We start from the raw sequence: 18,839 nt of genomic DNA, 5'->3' as shown, positions 1-18,839 counted from the left end.
ATGAACATGGGTAAGACTTTCAACTTTATCTCGGGTGCGCTCTTCGGTGCTGCCGCCGGCGCCATCATCGGCGTCGCCCTGGCTCCGCGCTCGGGCGCCGAGACCCGCGCCATGGCTGCCGATATCGCCAACGACGCCTGGGATAACATGCGCGACACCTACGAGCACGGTGCCGAGGGGGCCCGTGCCGCGGTCAACGATTTTGGCCCGATGGTTGACGCCAAGACCGATGACCTGCGTGCCAAGGTTGACCTTGCCCGCGAGCGCATGGACCAGCTGCGGGAGCAGCTCAACGACGCCATCTCGGGCGGCAACGTGACGCCCGCCGCCGATGTCGTGGTCGAAAACGCCGTTGAGGCCGACACCGAGGCCGCGGAGCCTTCGACCGAGGCATAATGCGCGCCGGGGATTTTGTCGGCGCCAAGATCTATCGCAAGCCTACCGAGGATAAGCGCACCAAAAAAGATGGCACGCCGCGCAGCCCTAAAAAGCTCGGCAAGATTCACTTTCCGGTTTTTACCCCGGGCGGTACGCGCGTGGTGGGCTTTATGGTTCGCCAGTCCGATATCGCGGGCATGATCGAGCGCCCTGACCGATTTGTGGCGCTCGATGCCATTGGCGTCTACGAGGGCGCCATCGCGGTTGACGACGTCAAGGGCACCTACGATGCCGCTGCGGCCAAGCGCCTCGACATCAACCTGGACGATTGCATTATCTGGGTTGGCATGGACGTGCGCACGGAGTCGGGCGATGTCGTGGGCTATTGCTCGGATGTGGAGTTCAAGCCGCGTTCGGGTGTCGTGCAGACGTTCTACGTGACCGCTGGTGCTGCTTCGAGTGTGCTGGTGGGCGACACGCAGATGCCGCCGACGATGCTGCGCGGCTATGCGGACGGCGCGATGATCGTTTCGGACGAGGTCAAGTCGCTCGGGTATTCGGGCGGTGCCGCTGCAAAGGCTGCCGAGGCAAGCGTCGCGGTGGGCGATAAGGTCAAGAAGGGCGCCAAGGTGCTCGATGACAAGGGTTCGGTCGCCGTGGACAAGGGCAGCCGCGCGCTGGGCAAGCAGCTCGGCAAGACGCGCGGTATGTTCAAGGCCTTTAAGGACGAATATCAAAAGGCGAGCGGGGGCTCGTCGAAAGCTAGCAAATAGCGACGTACCAAATGACGGGAGACAAGCCGGAGACCTGTTGCTCCGGCTTGCTGCGTTTATGGGGGAGGGCACATGCGTCAAAACGGATCTAACTTAAACAGGCGCTCGGGTGCGCGTCCGACGGCGCGCCGCGACCTGGGGCAGCTGCCCAGCGGTCAGCGCAAGCGTCACCGTAAGCCCGGCGCGATGTATCTCAACCATAGCCGCGGCTTTAGCGACCGCAGCGCTCGCATCGGCAACAGCCGCACGCCCCGTCGTTCGTCTCGCCTGCCCTATGCGCTTATTGCCGTGGGTTGTGCGCTCGTGTTGTTTATCACTGCCGTCGTGGGCTACGTCAACCGCAGCGTGGATGTCGTCCTCAATGGCCAGGAGACTGCGGTGCGCGTCGGCTCTACGCTGCAAAATCTCATCGACGACCAGGAGCTGGACGATACCTACGATGCCGGGGACCTGCTGGCTGTTGACGACAGCGTGCTGACCCGTCATGGCGGCGAAAAGCTGTCGGTAAAGGTGGACGGCAAGCGCATAAAACAGGGCAAGTGGAAAAGCCGCGAGCTTACGGGCGGCGAGAAGGTGACGGTCAAGGACGGCCGCGACACGTATGAGAAGCACGAGGTCCAGGCGACGGTTATCGAGCCCAAGCTCAAGGTCGAGGGCACGGGTGCCATCGAGTACGTCAAGACGTGGGGCATCCAGGGCCGCTCCGAGGTGTGGGTCGGCGAGCAGTCGGGCAAGACGCAGGACCGTGGCGAGGTCGTGCCCGCCACCGATTGCGTGGTCGAGTGCGCGAGCGTGGCGCCCAAGGGCAACGAAAAGTACGTGGCGCTGACGTTTGATGAGGGCCCGAGCGGCGCGACCAAGCAGATCTTGCAGGTGCTCAAGGAAAAGGGCGTCACTGCGACGTTCTTCCTGTCGGGCGATGCGGCCGAGGCCTCGCCTGCCACGGCCAAGGCGATTGTCGATGCCGGGTGCGAAGTCGGCTCCAACAGCTACCGCGACGAGTCGCTCAAGGGTCAGGACCGCGACGCGGTGCGCGAGCAGATTTCGAAGGGCACCGAGGCGATCAAGTCCGCGACCGGCGTGAAGACGATGCTTTTGCGCGCTCCCTACGCAGCCTTTGACGAGCAAAACTGGATTGATGCGATGGACCTGGCGTCTGCCGTGGTCTCGTGGAATATCGATTCGGGCGACTGGCTGCTCAACGGTGCCGACGAGCAGGTCTCGACGGTGCTCGATTCGGTGACGCCGGGCAACATTGTGCTGCTGACCGACAGTGATGAATGTGCCGAGCAGACGCTCGTGGCGCTGCCGCAGATTATCGACGGGCTTATTGCCGACGGTTACAAAATCGTGACGTTGAGCGATCTGGTCAAGACGGACGCATCGCTGAGCAAAAAGCTCAACTCGCTGGCGAAGGTCACCATGCCCAAAAACGCCGTGTTCCCCCAGCTCGCCGAAGATGACGACACCACAGACTAGTTATTTAAGAACGTCCCCAATGACTATGTCACGGATGCGTCGGCGTTTGGTATGCCCGTGATGTTTGGAGCATAAATTTGGCGCCACAGCGCGATGCTGATGCTATAGTTACTGCGGATAACAAGGGTCAAGAGAAAGGTTACAGGTGAAATCCAAACCTCGACCATACAGTCGATGACCCCTTGCAGGTGCTTCTTGCGCATGCACGGGGTGTGAGCGCCGAGCGGCGTGCCGCCCGCGCATGCGTATACATATCTAAAAGTCCACGGATGGCGTGCCGGTATGGCCGCAGTCCGAAGGAATAATGATGGGGAGCACCAGTGAATTATCTGAGTGAGATGCTCAAACTGCCGGTCTTGGACGTCGATGGCGAAAAGCTCGGCGTTGTGAACGATTTTGGCATTGCTACCGGCGAAGTTTTTCCGCACGTGACGTCGCTCGCGTTCCGCGGACCCGGCAAGACGCCATTTATGATCAGCTGGCGCAAATGGGTCGACCGTATCGACGAGACTGGTGTGCACCTTAAGTCGCCGGCCACCGAAATCCGTTTTTCGTACCTGCAGCCGACCGAACTCTTGCTCGCGCGCGACGTGCTCAACAAACAGATTGTCGACACGCAGGGCATGAAGGTCGTGCGCGTAAACGACATCAAGTTTTCCATGTCGGGCGAAAATCAGCTGCGCCTGCTGGGTGCCGAAGTTGGCGCCCGCGGTCTGCTGCGCGCGATCAGCCCCACACTCGAGCATGTCGTCGAGGGCTTTATGAAGCACCTGGGCAAACCGCTCGGCGAGGATATCATCGCCTGGTCCTACATGGACCTGCTCGATCGTTCGACTAAAAACATCCAGCTTTCGGTGTCGCACAAGACGCTTGGAGAGCTGCACCCTGCCGACATTGCCGACATTATCGAACAGCTCGACCCGCGCCTGCGTGCGCAGGTGTTCGCGCAACTCGATACCGCCCAGGCCGCCGAGGCCATCTCGGAGTTCGATGACGACGAGCTTATGACCGAGATGCTCGAGGGCCTGTCCGACACGGACGCATCGTCGATGCTGGCCATGATGGACCCGGACGACGCCGCCGACCTGATCGACGAGCTCGATTACGAGAAGGCCGAGAAGCTTTTGCGCCTGATGGGCGTTCAGGAGGAGAAGGCGATTCGTAACCTGCTGGGCTATGAGGACAACACCGCCGGCCGTATCATGACCTCGGAGTTTGTCTCCCTGCCCGCTACGGCGACGGTCGGTGACGCCATCGAGGCGATTCGCAAGCTCGACGAGGACTTCGAGAGCGTCTACTACGTCTATACCGAGGACCCGAGCGGCATGCTCACCGGCGTGCTTTCGCTGCGCACGCTCATCGTGGCCGACCGCGACGCCACGCTGGGCCAGCTGGCCTATCGCGACCTGGTTTATGTATCGCCCGACGATGACCAGGAAGACGTAACGGACGAGATGACCAAGTACGACTTGGTCGCCATCCCCGTTTGCGACGAGAATCGTCACATCTTGGGTATCGTGACCTTTGACGACGCCATGGACGTTATCGCCGAGGAGCACCAGGAGGACCTGCAGATCGCAGGCGTCGGCTCGGGCGATAGCGCGTCTGACGATTCGACGAATGTGCTCAGCTGGTTTGTGCATCGCCAGTACTGGGTTGTCGTATGGGGCATTGCCTCGTGCATCATGGCAACAGTGCTGGGGACGGCGCTTGGCTCTGCGCATCTGGTGGTGTTCCCCATGTGCGCCATGCCGCTCGTGCTGCTGGCTGCCTCGCGTATGGTGTCGTTCGTCAAGAACTACTTCTTGGAATACGACGGCCATGACGATGAGCCCAAGCCGTATCTGGGATTTTTCTTCCAGAGTACGGGCATGGGCTTGATTCTGTCGCTCGTGACCTACCTGTGTGCCCAGCTGGTGCGCACCGCCGCGTTCCTCGACGCGCCTATGTTTGAGGAGCAACTCTTTACCGGCTGCTTTAACATCGCGGCCATCGTCTGCCTGATTGGCAACATGAGTGCCGTGATTTACCTGATGGTGCTGTTCTGGCGTGACGAGCACGACCTCAATACGTCGGGCACCGCCATGAACGTCATTGCCGTCATGATCTCGTGTGTGGCGTACTGCATCGCCGCGGTGCTGCTCACCATGTCAGTCATGGGTTAGGTGGTCGCGTGCAAAATACCAAGCAAAAGTCGGGCACCAAGCAAAAGTTGACAATCGCGGCCATCTTTGGCGCTATGGGTCCCGGTCTGCTGGCGGCGCTTTCGGGCAATGACGCCGGCGGCATTGCAACGTATTCCAGCGCGGGCGCCAGCTATGGCTACAAGATGCTCTGGATGCTTCCCGTCATGACTGTGCTGCTCATCGTGACGCAGGAGACCGCGGCGCGCTGCGGCTGCGTCACGGGCAAGGGCCTGGCATCGCTCATTCGCGAGCGCTTTGGCGTGCGCAAGAGTGTACTTGCTATGGCGGCGCTGTTGATCGCCAACACGGCTGTGACCATTTCGGAGTTCGCGGGCATCGCCAGCGGCCTTGCTCTCTTTGGCGTGCCGGCGAGCATCTCGGTGCCGTTGGTAGCGCTGCTGGTGTGGATGCTTACCATGTCGGGTAGTTTCCAGCGCATCGAGAAGATTCTGCTGCTGGTGAGCTGCGTGTTCGTGACCTATATTGTCGCCGCGTTTATGGCTGGCCCCAACTGGGGTGAGGTCGCGGTCGACCTGGTCGTGCCTAACATTCAAAATGACCCCAGCTACGTGTCGCTCGTGGTCGCAACGATCGGTACCACCATCGCGCCGTGGATGATTTTCTTGGCGCAGAACAACGTGGTCGACAAGAACGCGGGCGAGGACGATATCGTGCTGCAGCGCATCGATACCGTGAGCGGCTCGCTTGCCGCCGATGTCATTGCCGGCTTTATTATCATCACGACCGGTACGGTGTTGTTCCCGGCGGGTATTCAGATTAGCGATGCTGCCGATGCCGCCCGCGCGTTGGAGCCTATTGCGGGTCAGTGGTCCACGGTACTGTTTGCCTCGGGCCTGGTCGCGGCGAGCTTCTTGGCTGCCTGCGTGCTGCCGGGCGTTACGTCGAGCGCTATCTGCGAGGCATTTGGCTGGGAGCGCGGTGCCGACCGCAGCTGGGACGAGGCCCCGGTCTATCGCGGCATCATTACGGCCATCATCGGTATCTCTGCCGTGCTGGTGCTTATGCCCGGCGTCGATCTGTTCCAGATTATGATGACCTCACAGGTCATCAATGGTGTGCTGTTGCCCGTGGTTCTGGTGTTCCAGGTGGTTATCGCAGCCGACCGTCACATTATGGGTGCCAACCGCAACGGCCGCGTGTGGAATGTGCTCACTTGGGCGACTATCGGTGTGATTACGGTGCTCACGGTCGTCATGTTTGTTCTGCAGGCGATGGGCTACAGCGCTTAACGCCCACTTTTGCTTCCGAACAGGCCGCAGCGATGGGCTGCGGCCTGTTTTTTGTCTGCTATAGGGTGTTAGTTATATAGCAATGGACAAAAAATGCCAAATATGAGTACTGTTGCTAAGTGAATAGCATTTACATCCTAAAAGATAATGAACATAGCCTTTAGTATGTTCATTAAAATTGGCTCCAATACGCCTTAAACCAGTCAGGTTGGCTGCTTTAGGGGGTTGTAGGGGTCGCTCGGACGTCATTTTGGGTGGTTTTGCCTGCTACTAAAATGGTAACAGTACTCATATTTGCCCTTTTTTGCCCACAGACCTTTGAGGGTGCGGCGAAAAGGGCTTGTTTTGATTGTTTGGGGCAGGCACGAGGCGCGGAAACGATGTCTGGAGCGACGGAGCGGCCTGGAATTCATCCGTAGAGGTCTTCATTGGCTGCGCCAGGAGTGTCCCTAGGTACCGGCACATAAGGAACGTCCCTAACTGCCGGAGGGGGCGTCTGCCACGGCAGACGCCCCCTCCGGATGTGGGAAGTTTGCGCTGCAGGTTACTTGTCGGTGCCCAGCTTGTGCGGCTTGAAGGCAAGCGCATTGACGAGTGCGTCGGTGGCAGACTTGACGGCTGCCGGCTGCGGATCGTTGACGTGATCCTCGGGATGCACGGGCAGGTCCTTCTTGACGGCATCGTGGATCAAGTTGAGGTACTCAGTCACGCCAGTGGTCGATAGGTGCGTGCCATCGCCATCGAACAGGTCGTTGCGGTTGGCGCTGTATCCGTACCAGTCGATAACGCGCACGTTCTTGTAGCGCGTAGCGGCGTTAGCGATGGCCTGGTTGGTAGAGCCAACCCACGGCTGCGGGCTGCGCGTGTTCACAAACACCACAATACGCTTATCTCCTGCATCGTCCATGATGGCGTCGATCTGGTCGTCGGTTACCAAGCCGTTGGTGCCCAGTGCAAAGACCACGATCTTGCCGGCAAGGTTCTGCTGGATATAGCCCTCAAATGTCGCGCGGCCCGCATCAAACTGGCGGCCCTTTTCGGCATCGATATGGCTGTGCGGGAACACACCGTCAAAGGTGTCTACGGCACGCAGCGACACGGAGTCGCCGATCATAAGCAGATCGTAGGAGCCATCGGGGAAGCCGTCGTTGTCCTTGTCGGTGTCGTCGGCCGCCTGCTGGTCGGTGGGCGCGGTGTTCTTGGCTTCCTTGTTGAGGACTTCGGCGCCCTCGCCGCTCAGCGCAGACGTCTCGGGCACAAAGATCAGGCCGCCCAGTGCAACGACCAATACGACAGCGCAGGCTGCGCAGACGGGGACGTGCGTGCGTGCCCAGTTGGCGGGCGTGGTGGTGCCATCGCGGAATTCGGCAACGGTGCGCCCAAAGGCGCCCTTCCTAAACGGCGTCTCGATAAAGCGATATGAGCATTCGGCCACGGCGACCACCAACAGCACCTGCAAAATGTACTGCCACCACGGTGTATCGTTGATGTTGGCGACCGGGTTCATGAGCAACAGCAGGGGATAGTGCCACAGGTAGATGCTGTACGAGCGCTTGCCAACCCATACGAGCGGCTCGGCGGACAGCGCGCGGGCAACCATTCCCTGGGGCTGCACGCAGGCCGCGATGACCATGAGTGTGAGGATCGAGCACAGCAGCGTGCCTCCGCGATACTGGAACGCGGTGTAGCCGTTGGTGAGCGCGACCATGGCGGCAAGGCCAACCAGACCCACGAGGCCCAACACATCGATGGATGCGGGCGAGGACCAAAAGCGCACGAGGGCGCTCGGCTGTGCCGGGCCGGTCTCGGCTGCTTCGTCGGCCTTCTCGCCAGGTTTGCCCTCGGCGTTCTTGCCGTGCTTGGCGGCGCCAGCCAGGCGATTGAGCCCCAAACGATGAGCGAGACGCACCGGCGCCAGGTCGCGATCGGGGATAAAGGCCATCCAGGCACCCAGCAGCAGCGAGAACACGCGGGTGTCGGTGCCGTAGTACACGCGGCTGGGGTCGGCGACAGGGTTGTAAAGCACCATCATGGCTAGGGCAGATACCACGGCAAGGCCCAGAACCACGCGGCGCGTGTTGGGTTTGCTCACATGCATGGATACCATGGCAAACAGCAGTGGCGGCCAAATCAGGTAGAACTGTTCCTCGATGGCAAGCGACCAAAAGTGCGTGAGCGGCGAGGGGTCGCCCAGAGCATTGAAGTACGAGACGTTTTGGGCAATCTGCCACCAGTTGTTGAAGAACAGCAGCGACGGCAGGATATCGGGGCGCATCTTGGTGAGCATCACGTGGTTGAAGACGGTGCACAGCGCACAGGTCACCACCACGACGGTCACCACGGCGGGGACCAGGCGACGGATGCGGCGGATCCAGAAGCTCTTGAGGTCGATACGGCCGGTCTTAGCGACTTCGTTGAGTAGCAGGCGTGTGATCAGATAGCCCGAAAGCACAAAGAAGATCGTGACGCCGAGCAGACCGCCCTGCGCCCACGTGAGGTTGAGGTGATAGAGCACCACCGCGACGACGGCAAGCGTGCGCAGGCCGTCAAGGGCAGGGATGTAGCGGGACTTGGGGCGAGCAGGCGTCTGCTCCGCGGCGGGAGTGTTGGCGCGGCCCGCGTTGTTGGCAGAAGCGCGATGGGGGCTCGTGGTGCGTCGCGGCTCGTTGGCACGGCGTTCGCTCTTCACGCGTTCGTGCGGCGCCGGCTCGTTGCCCGTGCGGCGTCGACCGCGCGAGCCCGATTGCGAGAATTGTTCCATAAAACATCATCCAATGACGAGAATAATCAGCACGTATTCATTGTAGCTGCCTGCTCCTGTGAATGCTTGCTGCTGGCGCAACCTCAAGGGTGCGTTCACATCAAAGTGAACTAAAGTTATAGAGGTGCGAAGGCGCGCAATCGACGGTCGACGGTGGGTGCAAAGCCCGCAGATGAGGAGGTTTCCATGGCAGATCGCGGCATCGTTGCGGTGTTCGGCAGCATGAACATGGACCTTTCGGTGGCGTGCGAGCGCATACCGCGCGCGGGCGAGACCGTCGGCGGCAGCGGGTTTATCACCAACGCCGGCGGCAAGGGCGCCAATCAGGCCGTAGCTGCCGCGCGTATGGGCGCGTGCACGCACATGATCGGCGCGGTCGGTCGCGACGCGTTCGGCGCGTCGCTCGTGGTGGGGCTCCAAGACGCCGGCGTGGACTGTGACTTTGTAATGCATCGCGATGACGTGGAGACGGGAACGGCGACCATCATTCGCTGCGAGGGCGACAACCGCATCGTACTGTCACCGGGCGCCAACCATGCGCTTGCGGGCGCGGACGTTGCCTGCGCGCTGAGGCGTCTGGTGGCTCATGAGCTCGACGGCGACGCCAGCGAGATTGCCCCGGCTGCCGGAAGCGTCTTTATCGCCCAGGGCGAATGTGACCTTGCAGCGACGGCCGAGGCGCTTGTTTGCGCTCACGAGCTGGGGTTCTATACGGTCTTTAATCCAGCGCCCGCCTGCGAGCTGCCTGCGGAGGTCTGGCCTGCGGTCGACTTGGTCTGCCCCAACGAGACCGAGTGCCAGGTGCTGACGGGCATTCTGCCCACGGATGACGCGAGTTGCGTCACCGCGCTCAATGCGCTGCTCGACAAGGGTGCCGGAGCTGCGGTCATCACGTTGGGCGGTGCCGGCTCGGTTACGCTCGGCGATGGCGGTGAGCTGCTGCGCATGCCGGCACTTTCGAGTACGGTAGTCGATACCACGGCCGCCGGCGATACGTTTATCGGCGCGTTGGCGGCGGCTCGCCTAGAGGGCTTGCCGCTCTTTGAGTGCATGGCCGCGGGTGCTCGCGCCTCGGCAGTGACGGTGTCGCGCCTGGGCGCTCAGCAATCGATTCCCACGCGCGCCGAAGTTGAACATTGGTTTGGTTAAACGATAAAGACGGAGAAGCGGAGTAGAACAATGGCAATCAAGAAGCTGATCCTTGATCTGGATATGGGTGTTGACGATGCGATGGCGCTGGCCTATGCCATCGCGAGCCCCGAGGTGGAGCTCGTGGGCATCACCACGTGCTTTGGTAACGTGCGCGTCGAGCAATCGGCGCACAATTGCCTGGCGGTGCTCGATCTGCTGGGTCGCCCCGAGGTTCCGGTGTACCTGGGTGCCGACCGTCCTCTGCAAGCGACTGAGCCCTATACGCCGCCGGCGTCCACCGCGCTCATTCACGGCAAGAACGGCATCGGCGGCGCGAGCGTGCCCGCGTCGCCCTACGAGCCGGTGGGGGCGACCTCGGCCGACGGCAACGCTGCGGTCGATTATCTGATCGATGCCGCGCGCACCTATGGTCCCGATCTGGTCTACGTAGCGACTGGCCCGCTCTCCAACCTGGCGCTCGCCCTGGAGCGCGATGCGGCGGCGATGATGTCCATCGGCCGCGTGGTCGTGATGGGCGGCGCCCTTACCGTGCCCGGCAACGTGAGCGCGGGCGCCGAGGCCAATATGGCGAGCGACCCCGAGGCAGCCGACGCGGTGCTGCGCTCGGGCCGTAAGCTCACCATGGTGGGTCTGGACGTGACGCATCGCGTGGTGCTCACACGCCGCGACATTGCCGGCTGGACGGGCTCGGGCACCATGGCGGGCTGCGCATTTGCGAGCATGGTCGAGCACTACATTGGCTCGTACGAGATGAACGCACCCTACCTGGGTGGTTGCGCGCTGCACGATCCGCTGGCCGTTGCCGTGGCGATCGACCCCACGCTCGTAGGTGCGCTCGGCTGCAACCTGCGTGTTGATCTGCTGGGCGAGTACCGCGGTCGCACCATCTGCGATGAGCGTCGCCTGTCCGATCCGGACAAGAGCGCGCTTGTGGCACTGACCGTGGATGCTCCGCGCTTCCTGTCCGAGTTCAAGACGCGTATGGCCCGTGTCCTTGGCTAAGTTGTCTTTTTGGGACGGGGCTTTTTGACTGGTATGATTGGTGCGACCAATCGAACCAGCTAAAAGAGCCCCGTCCCAATTTGACTATCGAGAGGATCTGCCATGGAGCGCATCGCCAGCTTTTCCGTTGATCATCTGCTGCTTGAGCCCGGCGTGTATGTGAGCCGCATCGACCGCGATCCGGCGACCGGTGCCGCCGTCACCACGTTTGACCTGCGCCTGACCACGCCCAACAAGGAGCCGGTCATGAACACGGCCGAGTGCCACACCATCGAGCACCTGGGCGCGACGTTCCTTCGCAATCATGCCGAGTGGTCGAGCCGCATTGTCTACTTTGGCCCCATGGGCTGCCGCACGGGCTTTTACCTGGTTGTCTTTGGCGAGCTGACGAGCGAGAAGGTCTTGCCGCTCGTCCGCGAGCTGTTTGAGTTTGTCGCCGGCTTCGAGGGCGATGTCCCCGGTGCCGCTCCCGGGGAATGCGGTAACTACCTGGACCAGAATCTCCCCATGGCCAACTGGCTTGCGCGCCGCTACCTCGACCGCGACCTGGCCGATATCGACGAGAAGCATCTGCACTATCAGCAGGCGTAAGAGCTTTATCGCCCAAAACGCGCGCATTGGGCGTCTTCGCTTATGCGGGGGTGCCTTTTTGCTGAGTGGTCGGGACGAGTGTTTAAAATCGCTTATGTTTGTTCTAGAATGTTCATACTGTCACATAAACGAACAGGAGCGAACATGCATATCTACTCTGTCAACGATCCCGAGTTCAAGTCCTATGGCAACGTTTGGGATAACGTTCCGTCCGAGCTCACGTCGCCCGTGCTCGAGGCGCTCTCTGCCACGCCCATTCCCGAGGGCAGCAAGTACGTTGCAAGTGCGCCGGAGCTCGAGGACGTCAAGGATGCCGACAAGCTTGGCTTTCTCATGTTTGGTGGCCGTCCCTTCCAGCTCGGCTGGTGCAACGGCCACAATACGCGTCTCAACTGCCTGGAGTATCACCGCGCGAGCGAATTCAACCTGGGCGCTCGCGACTTTATCCTGCTCGTGGCGCATCGCTGGGAGATCGAGGACGGCAAGCTCGACACCGCGTGCGTCAAGGCGTTTCGCGTGCCGGCGGGTACGGTCGTCGAAGTCTTCAACACCACGCTCCACTACACGCCGTGCATGGTCGACGACGGTGGCTTCCAGGTGATGGTGGCGCTGCCCGCCGGCACCAACGGCCCGCGCCCCGAGGTCGCGGCCGACATGCCTGCGGCCGGCGACAGCTACTGCTACTGGAAGGCCGACAAGTGGGTCCTCTGCCATGCTGACAGCCCCAAGGCAGCCGAAGGCGGCTACGTAGGCCTCATCGGCAAAAATCTCGACATCACCGTGGACTAGCGCATCGCCCCAAACCACCACAAAGGTGCCTGTCTCCTTTGCGGTGGTTTGGGGCGGGCGGATATCGGGGAGTGCCAGACGGGGGAGGCTGCCGGGCGCCTTGCCGTCTGCGGATTTTGGGACATGCGGCCCGCTTTTTCGACCCATCTGTCGGTACACTAAAAGCACTATGGGTACCCGCGAGCGACATATCGGCCACGCGGCCGCCCGGACCGCACCGGCTGCGGATCCCAGGGGCGGCAGGCTCTTCGCCATGCCGAGATTCCTTGTTGGCATAACACATCAGGTGTACCGCCACCGCGTCTTTGCTATCGCCGGCGCCATCACCGCGCTGTTCCTCATGCTTTTGGCAGTCTTGCCGGCGCTGTTCGCCTTCGACCCCAAACTTTCTAACGCCGTGCCCGCCTATAGCGAGGTGTCCGAAGAGGTCGTGGATGCGCTCGCCCACTCGAGCTCTCTCCCGCTGCTTGTCGCCGCAATTATATTTTCGATCTGGGGCGTATCGGTCTATCTGCGCTGTTTGGACTATGTGCTGCGCCGCCGCCTTGTTGCCGTCGCCACCATCTGCGCCCTGTGGATGATCGAAGTCATTCTCAAGTACAAGTCGTTCACGCCGTTCTATGCCACCGTGCTGTGGTACCTGTACTACGTGCCCATGACACTCATTCCGCTGCTCTACCAGTTGTGTGGTCTGCGCCTTGCGGGCCTGGAGCAACACCGCCTGGGTCGCCGCTACTGCGCTGCGCTGTGGATTGTGGCTATCCTGCTTATCGGATTTGTGCTCACCAACGATTTTCACCAGCAGGTCTTCCACTTTGACCGTACAAGCGACACCTGGAGCAACGATTACACGTACGGCTGGGGTTATTTCGCCGTCCTCGTGTGGACGGCCTTTAACTTTGTGGCCTTTTTTATCCTGGTGGGCCGGTCCTCGTCCTTTCGCATCCAACGTTTCTCGGGCACGGCGGCGCTCGTGCTGCTGGGCGGCGCGTTCTTTGCCATCTCATATGCGTTGCGCGTGCCCTGGGCATGGAGGCTCAACTTCTCGCTCATCTATTGCGTCTTGTGCGTGGCGGCGATGGAAATCTGTCTCGATTGCGGTGTCATTCCGTCATATCACGACATCGCCGGCATTTTCGACACCTTGCCGCTTGACCTCAAAGTTCTAACGCGCGACCTGCAGGAAGTCTATGCCACGCCAGTGTCAAAGCCAATGCCGGTAGGCGTGCGCGAGGAGTTGCGGACCCAGGCGCACGGCCGCGCCCATGCCTTTGCCGTGGCGTCCGATCCCGATGTGATGTACCGTGCCTTTCCACTGCTGGGCGGATCGGCCCTGCTTGCCCAAGACGTGTCGGATCTCAACGAGCTTAACCGTGAACTGGCACATCGTCGCATGGAGCTGCAGCGTCAAAACGAGCTGCTCGCCGCCGACTACGACCTTAAGACGCACCTGGCAGACCAAGAGGCCGAGACCTTGCTGGTCCAAGACGTGGACCAGGCGCTTGCCCGCGCGCTCGAAGGGATGTACGACCTGCTGAGCTCGCTACCGCCGTTGACCGATGAATCGTCTTCGCACGAGCGTTACCGCATGCTGCAGCGCGCCAAGATGCTCGTCGCCTATTGCAAGCGCAAGGGGTCGCTCACGTTGGCACAGCACGGGGAGAGCGGTTTTGATCGCGACCGCATTCAGCTCATTGCCAACGAGCTCGCAAGCGACCTGCGCACCATCGATATCGATTGCGCCTCGATTATCGCCATACGGCGCCCGATGCACGCCAGTACGGTAAGCGCCCTGTACGACTGCGTGTATGACTTTGCGTTTTTTGCCTACACCACCGACCATCCGGCGCTTATGTATCACTTGGGCGATCATGACCGATGCAGTGTCGAGCTGCGTGCCGCGCTTTTTTCCAACGATGATGCAGATCTTTCGCAGACGCCCGCTGCGCAAGAGCTCGAAAGCGCTCTGCAAGGGCGCAACGTGGCATACCGCCTTGAGGGCGAGCCCGGCCAGCTGCGCATGATCGTCTTGATGCCGAGGGCGGGTGAGTGACGATGCAGATTTCGCTCATTCTTCCCCAAATCGTTGCGCTCGATGTTGTCTTTGCCCTGGCTGCGTGTCTGCAGACGATCCACGTCCCGCTCATCGCATCGCGCCGCTCGTCCTATAACCGTAAGGTGATTTGTGCCTACGAGGCGAGCCTTGTGCTTCACCTAATTATTTCGGCGCTCATCTTGTTCGCGTCGTCTGGCTCATATCTGGTGGCGCCGCTTGACGTTTGCGCCAGGGCAATGGGCGGAGCGTTGTGGCTCAATGCCGTGATCTTTGCCTACGGCATGGTGCTTATGGTGCACTATCGTCGCCCCGTCATGCTGGCCGAACTGTTGCTCGTTGCCGCCGTGACACCGCCGGTGGTGCTTGCCATGGGCTCGGCGTGGACCACGGTCCTTATCGCAGAGGGAGCGTTTTTCCTGTTCCGCTCCATTGCGGCGCTCTTGATGGATGTCCGCAACCGCCAGGAGGATATCACCGCGTTCTCGACGATCGAAACCATCAACGTGATTCCCGTGGGCATCCTGTATCTGGACCCGAGGGGCCGCCCGCTGCTCATGAACCGCTGCATGCGAAAAAACCTGGTGGAGCTTCATATGCCCACCGACCTAGGCGATATGAGCGGTACATGGAACGACCTGCGCAAACTCAGCATGCAAATGCCCGAAAGCAGCCAGAACCGCGTGCGGATTAATCTGGACCGCTTTGGTGAGGCGCGGGCGGTGGTCGAGGTTTCTCCCGCCGAGATTCGCTTGTTTGTGCACGATGACGTTATGGTTTCGGGCCGCCTCTTCGAGCGCATTATCGGCCTGGATGTAACAGAGTATGCGCATGCTCATGATCGCCTGGCGCAAGCCAACCACCTGCTTGAGCTTGCGGGCCAAGAGCTCCAAGCCCAGATCGAAGAAGTCAAAAAAGTTGCTGACAATGCGGCCTATCTGCGTATGCGCGCTCGCGTGCACGACGTGATCGGGCAGCGCCTGTCCATCCTCCATCGTTATCTGGAGGAGGGGCGCCTGGATGACGAGTCACTCGAGCAGATCGACCCGCTGCTGCGCTCAATCGCTGCCGATCTGCGCAGCGGGGGCGACACCGAACCGGCAGAGCAACTGGGATATATCGTCCATGCCTTTGGCCTGGTGAGTGTGCAGATCGATGTTGAGGGTGCGCTGCCTGAGGACGCGCGTGTCGCCGCCGCATTTTTGCAGATTATCCGCGAGGCCTCGACCAATGCCACCAAGCATGCACAGGCGCATCGGGTCCACGTGCGTCTGTGGCAGGAGACGTCGGAAGACGGTGCTGTTGCGCGGATGACCGTTTCTAACGACGGCGCGCCTGCACCCGTATCGTATCGTGAGGGAACGGGTATCCCAGGTATGAGGCATGTCGCACAGAATCTGGGCGGCAGCCTGGAAGTCCACACCGCCCCGCCCTTCACGCTTACGGTGTCCATCCCGCTCGCCTCCAACGCCACGGTCCAAAGGAGAAGTTCATGATTCGCGTCCTTATAGTCGAAGACCAGGCCATCCTGCGCGAGAGCCTGGCGCGCTCCGTTGGCGACCAGCCCGATATGACCGTTGTTTCCGCCATCGCCGATGCCTCCGAGGCCTTGGGTGTCGCGCTCAGGGAGCGCCCGGACATGATACTGATGGACGTGTGCACCGAGCATGATTCCAACGGCATCGTGGCGGCGGCGCGCATCAAGGAGCAGCTGCCCGAGTGCCGCATCATTATCATGACCGGCATGCCCGAGATCACCTTTGTCGATCAGGCCCGCGAGGCGGGCGTCGATAGCTTTGTGTACAAGAACGTCGGTATCGACGAGCTGTTCGCCGTGATGCGCTCCACGCTGGCGGGCTATTGCACGTTTCCCAAGCCGCCTGAGAGCATTTTTTCGGGTACGGCGGCGCTCGACGATGTCGAGCTGTCGATTTTGCGCCTTGCCTGCGAGGGCAAGAGCCGCCGCGAGATCGCGGCCGAGCTGTTTATGAGCGAGGGCACCATCAAGCGCCGCATCTCGGAGATCCTAAGCAAGACCGGCTACGACAACATCATGCGCCTGGCCGTGCATGCGGTGACCGAGGGCAGCATCGTTCCCAACATGGAGCGCTAGCGCTCGTTACGCATCGGCATAAAGCGGCGGGGCCGCAGGATTATCTCCTGCGGCCCCGCCTGGCAAGTGCGCGGATGTGTCCGCCAATCCGCGGCTGATGTTACGTGCCGTTACGCGATGGTTGCGGTGTAAGAGGCGACGTCCTCGTAGGAATCGGTCAGATAGGCGTCGATGCCGATGGTCGTGTTGACCAGGTCGTCAAGGCTGTCAAGCTCGCCGTTCGAGAACGTGAATTCCTCGGTGGCGTTGGTACCGGGCATCAGGTGAGCCGAGAACCAGGGGTCCTTCATAGTGCCGTTGACATTGGTCTTGCCGGAGGGAGCGTAGAAGGTCAGGTCCTTGTCGCTCTTGTTGGTGATGTTAACGACAAAGCCGATGTCGCCCCAGTCGTCCTTGAACTTCTCGGTGATGGTGATGGTGCACAGGTCGTCATCGGCGACGGTGACGGCGGGGGAGATTTCGATGCTCTGGACGTCGTCGTCTTCGACGGCCTCATCGATCTCCTCTTCCTTCTCGGCGTTCTCGCGATCCTTCTTTACCGTACCGGACAGATCCTTGTCGGACTTGGTAAAGACAAGATTGCCGTCATCTTCTTCGAGGATGAGTTTGCCGTCCTTGAGCTTCATGTCATGCGACTCGTCTTCGGCGGTGATGGTTACGGTGGTGCCGTCCTTTGCCTCCCATTTAAGGTCGACGACTTCAAGGAACAGGTCGAGGGCGCCTGTACCGTCCTCATCGAGAATCAAGACGCAGTGGACACCCCAATCCTCGAGCATCTTCATGTACTCATCGGTGAGCTCTTCGCCGTCCAAGGTTCCACCCGAGAGTTCCCAGCTGCCGACGAAGTTGGCCTTGGGGTCTTTGCCGCCGCCGCTGCAGCCCGTCAGGGCAAAGGCGAGCGCCAGGACGCATGTCAGAAATGCGAGTACGGACTTTTTGAACGTTGTCTTCATGGTGTCCTCCTTCATCGAACGAAACCCATAGAAGCAAATGCGGGGGTGGCGGATCCCCCGCTCATTACCAGTTAGGGGCGCTAGGGCCTGGGCGTTCCGCAGTTGCTGCAGAACTTGCCGCCGTTTTCGCTGCCGCAGTTGGGGCAGAACCACTTGGCCGGTGCGGGCGCGGGCGCGGGGCTGCCGCACTCGGAGCAGAACTTGCCGGTGTTGGTGGCGCCGCAGCTGCAGGTCCATGTGCCGGCCGCAGGTGCGGCGGGAGCCGGTGCGGGAGCGGGTGCCGGAGCCGGCTGCGGGGCGGCCTGCTGCTGCGCCTGGCCGGCGGCGAACAGCTGGCTGGCGTTCATACCGCCCATGCCGCCTGCCATGCCCATGCCCATAAAGCCCGCCATCGCGCCGTTGGGGTTGGCGGCTGCCGCGCGCATTGCGTCGCTCTGGGCGCTGGCAATGTTGGCTGCCGCCATAGTGGGATCGCGCATGACCGCGGCTTTCTGCAGGTCCTTGATCATCTGCTCGTCTTCTTGCGAGACGGCGATGGAGTTGACGCCAAAGCTTACGATCTCAACGCCGCGCAGGTCACGCCAGTCGGCAGAGAGGACCTCGTTGAGCGCGCGGGCGAGCTCGGTGGTGTGGCCGGGGATGGCGCTGTAGCGGATGCCCATCTCCGAGATCTTGGCAAAGGCGGGCTGCAGGGCGGTGAGCAGCTCGGACTTAAGCTGGCTGTCGATCTTGTCGCGCGTGTAGCTATCGGTCACGTTGCCGCACACGTTGGTGTAGAACAGCAGCGGGTTGGTGATGCGGTACGAATACTCGCCGTTGCAGCGCACGGAGATGTCGACGTCCAGACCGATGTTGTTGTCGACCACGCGGAAGGGCACGGGCGAGGCGGTGCCGTACTTGTTGCCGATGATCTCCTTGGTGTTGATGAAGTAGACGCGCTGGTCTTTGCCCGCGTCGCCGCCAAAGGTAAAGCGGCTGCCGATATTGGCAAAGGTTTCCTTGATGGAGTCGCCCAGGTTGCCGCTAAAGACGCTCGGCTCGCTGCCGGTGTCAAAGACGAACTCACCGGGCTCCAGCGCGACTTCGATGATCTTGCCGTTTTGCACCACGAGCATGCCCTGGCCGTCGTTGACGGCGATGACCGAGCCGTTGGAGATGACGTTGTCCTCGCCGCGCGTGTTGGAGCTGCGGCCGCCGGTGCGCTTGCTGCCCTTGCAGGCCAAGACGTCAGCGGGCATCGATTCGCAGTAGATAAATTCCTTCCACTGGTCGGCCATGACGCCGCCGGCAGCACCCAATCCAGCTTTCAAGAGTCCCATGGTGATCTTCCTTTCTCGTCAAAGGCCGGGTGGTATTGGT

Annotated in this window: 15 protein-coding genes; 12 read left to right on the top strand and 3 right to left on the bottom strand. The window is 61.2% G+C overall.

Features of this window, described 5'->3' with window-relative positions; all coding sequences use genetic code 11:
• The first annotated feature begins 6 nt into the window (after nt 1–6).
• The 5 genes from I4W07_RS05720 (at nt 7) to I4W07_RS05700 (ending at nt 6,066) form a co-directional block, all read left to right on the top strand.
• A complete protein-coding gene (locus tag I4W07_RS05720) occupies nt 7–396 on the top strand; it encodes a YtxH domain-containing protein (RefSeq protein ID WP_196025902.1) in 390 nt (129 codons plus the stop codon).
• Complete coding sequence (locus tag I4W07_RS05715; RefSeq protein WP_196025901.1) at nt 396–1,151, top strand: PRC-barrel domain containing protein; 756 nt, start codon at nt 396–398, stop codon at nt 1,149–1,151. The genes I4W07_RS05720 and I4W07_RS05715 overlap by 1 nt, the downstream gene beginning before the upstream one ends.
• 72 nt (nt 1,152–1,223) lie before the next feature.
• Entirely contained in the window at nt 1,224–2,630 is a 1,407-nt protein-coding gene (locus I4W07_RS05710; protein ID WP_230317503.1) for a polysaccharide deacetylase family protein, read from the top strand.
• 320 nt (nt 2,631–2,950) lie between these two features.
• Nucleotides 2,951–4,795 (top strand): magnesium transporter, encoded by a 1,845-nt coding sequence (locus I4W07_RS05705; RefSeq protein ID WP_196025900.1) that lies wholly within the window; start codon nt 2,951–2,953, stop codon nt 4,793–4,795.
• Nucleotides 4,796–4,869: 74 nt separating this feature from the next.
• A complete protein-coding gene (locus tag I4W07_RS05700; RefSeq protein WP_006235731.1) occupies nt 4,870–6,066 on the top strand; it encodes an Nramp family divalent metal transporter in 1,197 nt (398 codons plus the stop codon).
• Nucleotides 6,067–6,610: 544 nt separating this feature from the next.
• On the opposite strand, the gene I4W07_RS05695 is transcribed toward I4W07_RS05700, so the two are convergent.
• Nucleotides 6,611–8,827: an acyltransferase family protein gene (locus I4W07_RS05695; protein WP_196025899.1), complete on the bottom strand. Its 2,217-nt coding sequence runs from the start codon at nt 8,825–8,827 to the stop codon at nt 6,611–6,613.
• A 186-nt stretch (nt 8,828–9,013) separates the two neighbouring features.
• Between I4W07_RS05695 and I4W07_RS05690 the strand changes: the two genes are divergently transcribed.
• From I4W07_RS05690 to I4W07_RS05660, 7 genes are all read left to right on the top strand, one after another.
• Nucleotides 9,014–9,976 (top strand): ribokinase, encoded by a 963-nt coding sequence (locus I4W07_RS05690; protein ID WP_196025898.1) that lies wholly within the window; start codon nt 9,014–9,016, stop codon nt 9,974–9,976.
• A 30-nt stretch (nt 9,977–10,006) separates the two neighbouring features.
• Complete coding sequence (locus I4W07_RS05685; protein WP_138374336.1) at nt 10,007–10,981, top strand: nucleoside hydrolase; 975 nt, start codon at nt 10,007–10,009, stop codon at nt 10,979–10,981.
• Nucleotides 10,982–11,083: 102 nt separating this feature from the next.
• Complete coding sequence (locus I4W07_RS05680; protein ID WP_195503029.1) at nt 11,084–11,572, top strand: S-ribosylhomocysteine lyase; 489 nt, start codon at nt 11,084–11,086, stop codon at nt 11,570–11,572.
• A 144-nt stretch (nt 11,573–11,716) separates the two neighbouring features.
• On the top strand, nt 11,717–12,361 hold the full coding sequence (locus tag I4W07_RS05675; RefSeq protein WP_161115218.1) for a DUF4867 family protein: 645 nt from the start codon (nt 11,717–11,719) through the stop codon (nt 12,359–12,361).
• Between the two features lie 253 nt (nt 12,362–12,614).
• Nucleotides 12,615–14,414, top strand: a complete 1,800-nt coding sequence (locus I4W07_RS05670) for a histidine kinase N-terminal 7TM domain-containing protein (protein ID WP_196025897.1) — start codon at nt 12,615–12,617, stop codon at nt 14,412–14,414.
• Nucleotides 14,415–14,416: 2 nt separating this feature from the next.
• Entirely contained in the window at nt 14,417–15,910 is a 1,494-nt protein-coding gene (locus tag I4W07_RS05665) for a sensor histidine kinase (RefSeq protein ID WP_328291087.1), read from the top strand.
• Nucleotides 15,907–16,527, top strand: a complete 621-nt coding sequence (locus I4W07_RS05660) for a response regulator transcription factor (RefSeq protein WP_195363254.1) — start codon at nt 15,907–15,909, stop codon at nt 16,525–16,527. The genes I4W07_RS05665 and I4W07_RS05660 overlap by 4 nt, the downstream gene beginning before the upstream one ends.
• Nucleotides 16,528–16,637: 110 nt before the next feature.
• On the opposite strand, the gene I4W07_RS05655 is transcribed toward I4W07_RS05660, so the two are convergent.
• Both I4W07_RS05655 and I4W07_RS05650 read right to left on the bottom strand, forming a co-directional pair.
• Nucleotides 16,638–17,480 carry a hypothetical protein gene (locus I4W07_RS05655; protein ID WP_196025895.1) on the bottom strand — a complete coding sequence of 281 codons (843 nt, stop codon included), beginning with the start codon at nt 17,478–17,480 and terminating at the stop codon, nt 16,638–16,640.
• Nucleotides 17,481–17,560: 80 nt separating this feature from the next.
• Complete coding sequence (locus I4W07_RS05650) at nt 17,561–18,799, bottom strand: SPFH domain-containing protein (protein WP_196025894.1); 1,239 nt, start codon at nt 18,797–18,799, stop codon at nt 17,561–17,563.
• Nucleotides 18,800–18,839: the final 40 nt, after the last annotated feature.

Origin of the sequence: Collinsella aerofaciens, from assembly GCF_015670745.1 — a bacterium.
Lineage (GTDB): Bacteria > Actinomycetota > Coriobacteriia > Coriobacteriales > Coriobacteriaceae > Collinsella > Collinsella aerofaciens_T.
This window is presented reverse-complemented; position numbering and strand designations above follow the sequence as displayed.

Excerpts from the sequence above, each read along its gene's own strand:
- I4W07_RS05710 (WP_230317503.1), top strand. The coding sequence starts at position 1,224 with ATGCGTCAAAACGGATCTAACTTAAACAGGCGCTCGGGTGCGCGTCCG.
- I4W07_RS05665 (WP_328291087.1), top strand. The coding sequence starts at position 14,417 with ATGCAGATTTCGCTCATTCTTCCCCAAATCGTTGCGCTCGATGTTGTC.
- I4W07_RS05675 (WP_161115218.1), top strand. The coding sequence starts at position 11,717 with ATGCATATCTACTCTGTCAACGATCCCGAGTTCAAGTCCTATGGCAAC.
- I4W07_RS05685 (WP_138374336.1), top strand. The coding sequence starts at position 10,007 with ATGGCAATCAAGAAGCTGATCCTTGATCTGGATATGGGTGTTGACGAT.
- I4W07_RS05695 (WP_196025899.1), bottom strand. The coding sequence starts at position 8,827 with ATGGAACAATTCTCGCAATCGGGCTCGCGCGGTCGACGCCGCACGGGC.
- I4W07_RS05700 (WP_006235731.1), top strand. The coding sequence starts at position 4,870 with ATGGGTCCCGGTCTGCTGGCGGCGCTTTCGGGCAATGACGCCGGCGGC.
- I4W07_RS05680 (WP_195503029.1), top strand. The coding sequence starts at position 11,084 with ATGGAGCGCATCGCCAGCTTTTCCGTTGATCATCTGCTGCTTGAGCCC.
- I4W07_RS05655 (WP_196025895.1), bottom strand. The coding sequence starts at position 17,480 with ATGAAGACAACGTTCAAAAAGTCCGTACTCGCATTTCTGACATGCGTC.
- I4W07_RS05690 (WP_196025898.1), top strand. The coding sequence starts at position 9,014 with ATGGCAGATCGCGGCATCGTTGCGGTGTTCGGCAGCATGAACATGGAC.
- I4W07_RS05720 (WP_196025902.1), top strand. The coding sequence starts at position 7 with ATGGGTAAGACTTTCAACTTTATCTCGGGTGCGCTCTTCGGTGCTGCC.
- I4W07_RS05650 (WP_196025894.1), bottom strand. The coding sequence starts at position 18,799 with ATGGGACTCTTGAAAGCTGGATTGGGTGCTGCCGGCGGCGTCATGGCC.
- I4W07_RS05670 (WP_196025897.1), top strand. The coding sequence starts at position 12,615 with ATGCCGAGATTCCTTGTTGGCATAACACATCAGGTGTACCGCCACCGC.
- I4W07_RS05660 (WP_195363254.1), top strand. The coding sequence starts at position 15,907 with ATGATTCGCGTCCTTATAGTCGAAGACCAGGCCATCCTGCGCGAGAGC.
- I4W07_RS05715 (WP_196025901.1), top strand. The coding sequence starts at position 396 with ATGCGCGCCGGGGATTTTGTCGGCGCCAAGATCTATCGCAAGCCTACC.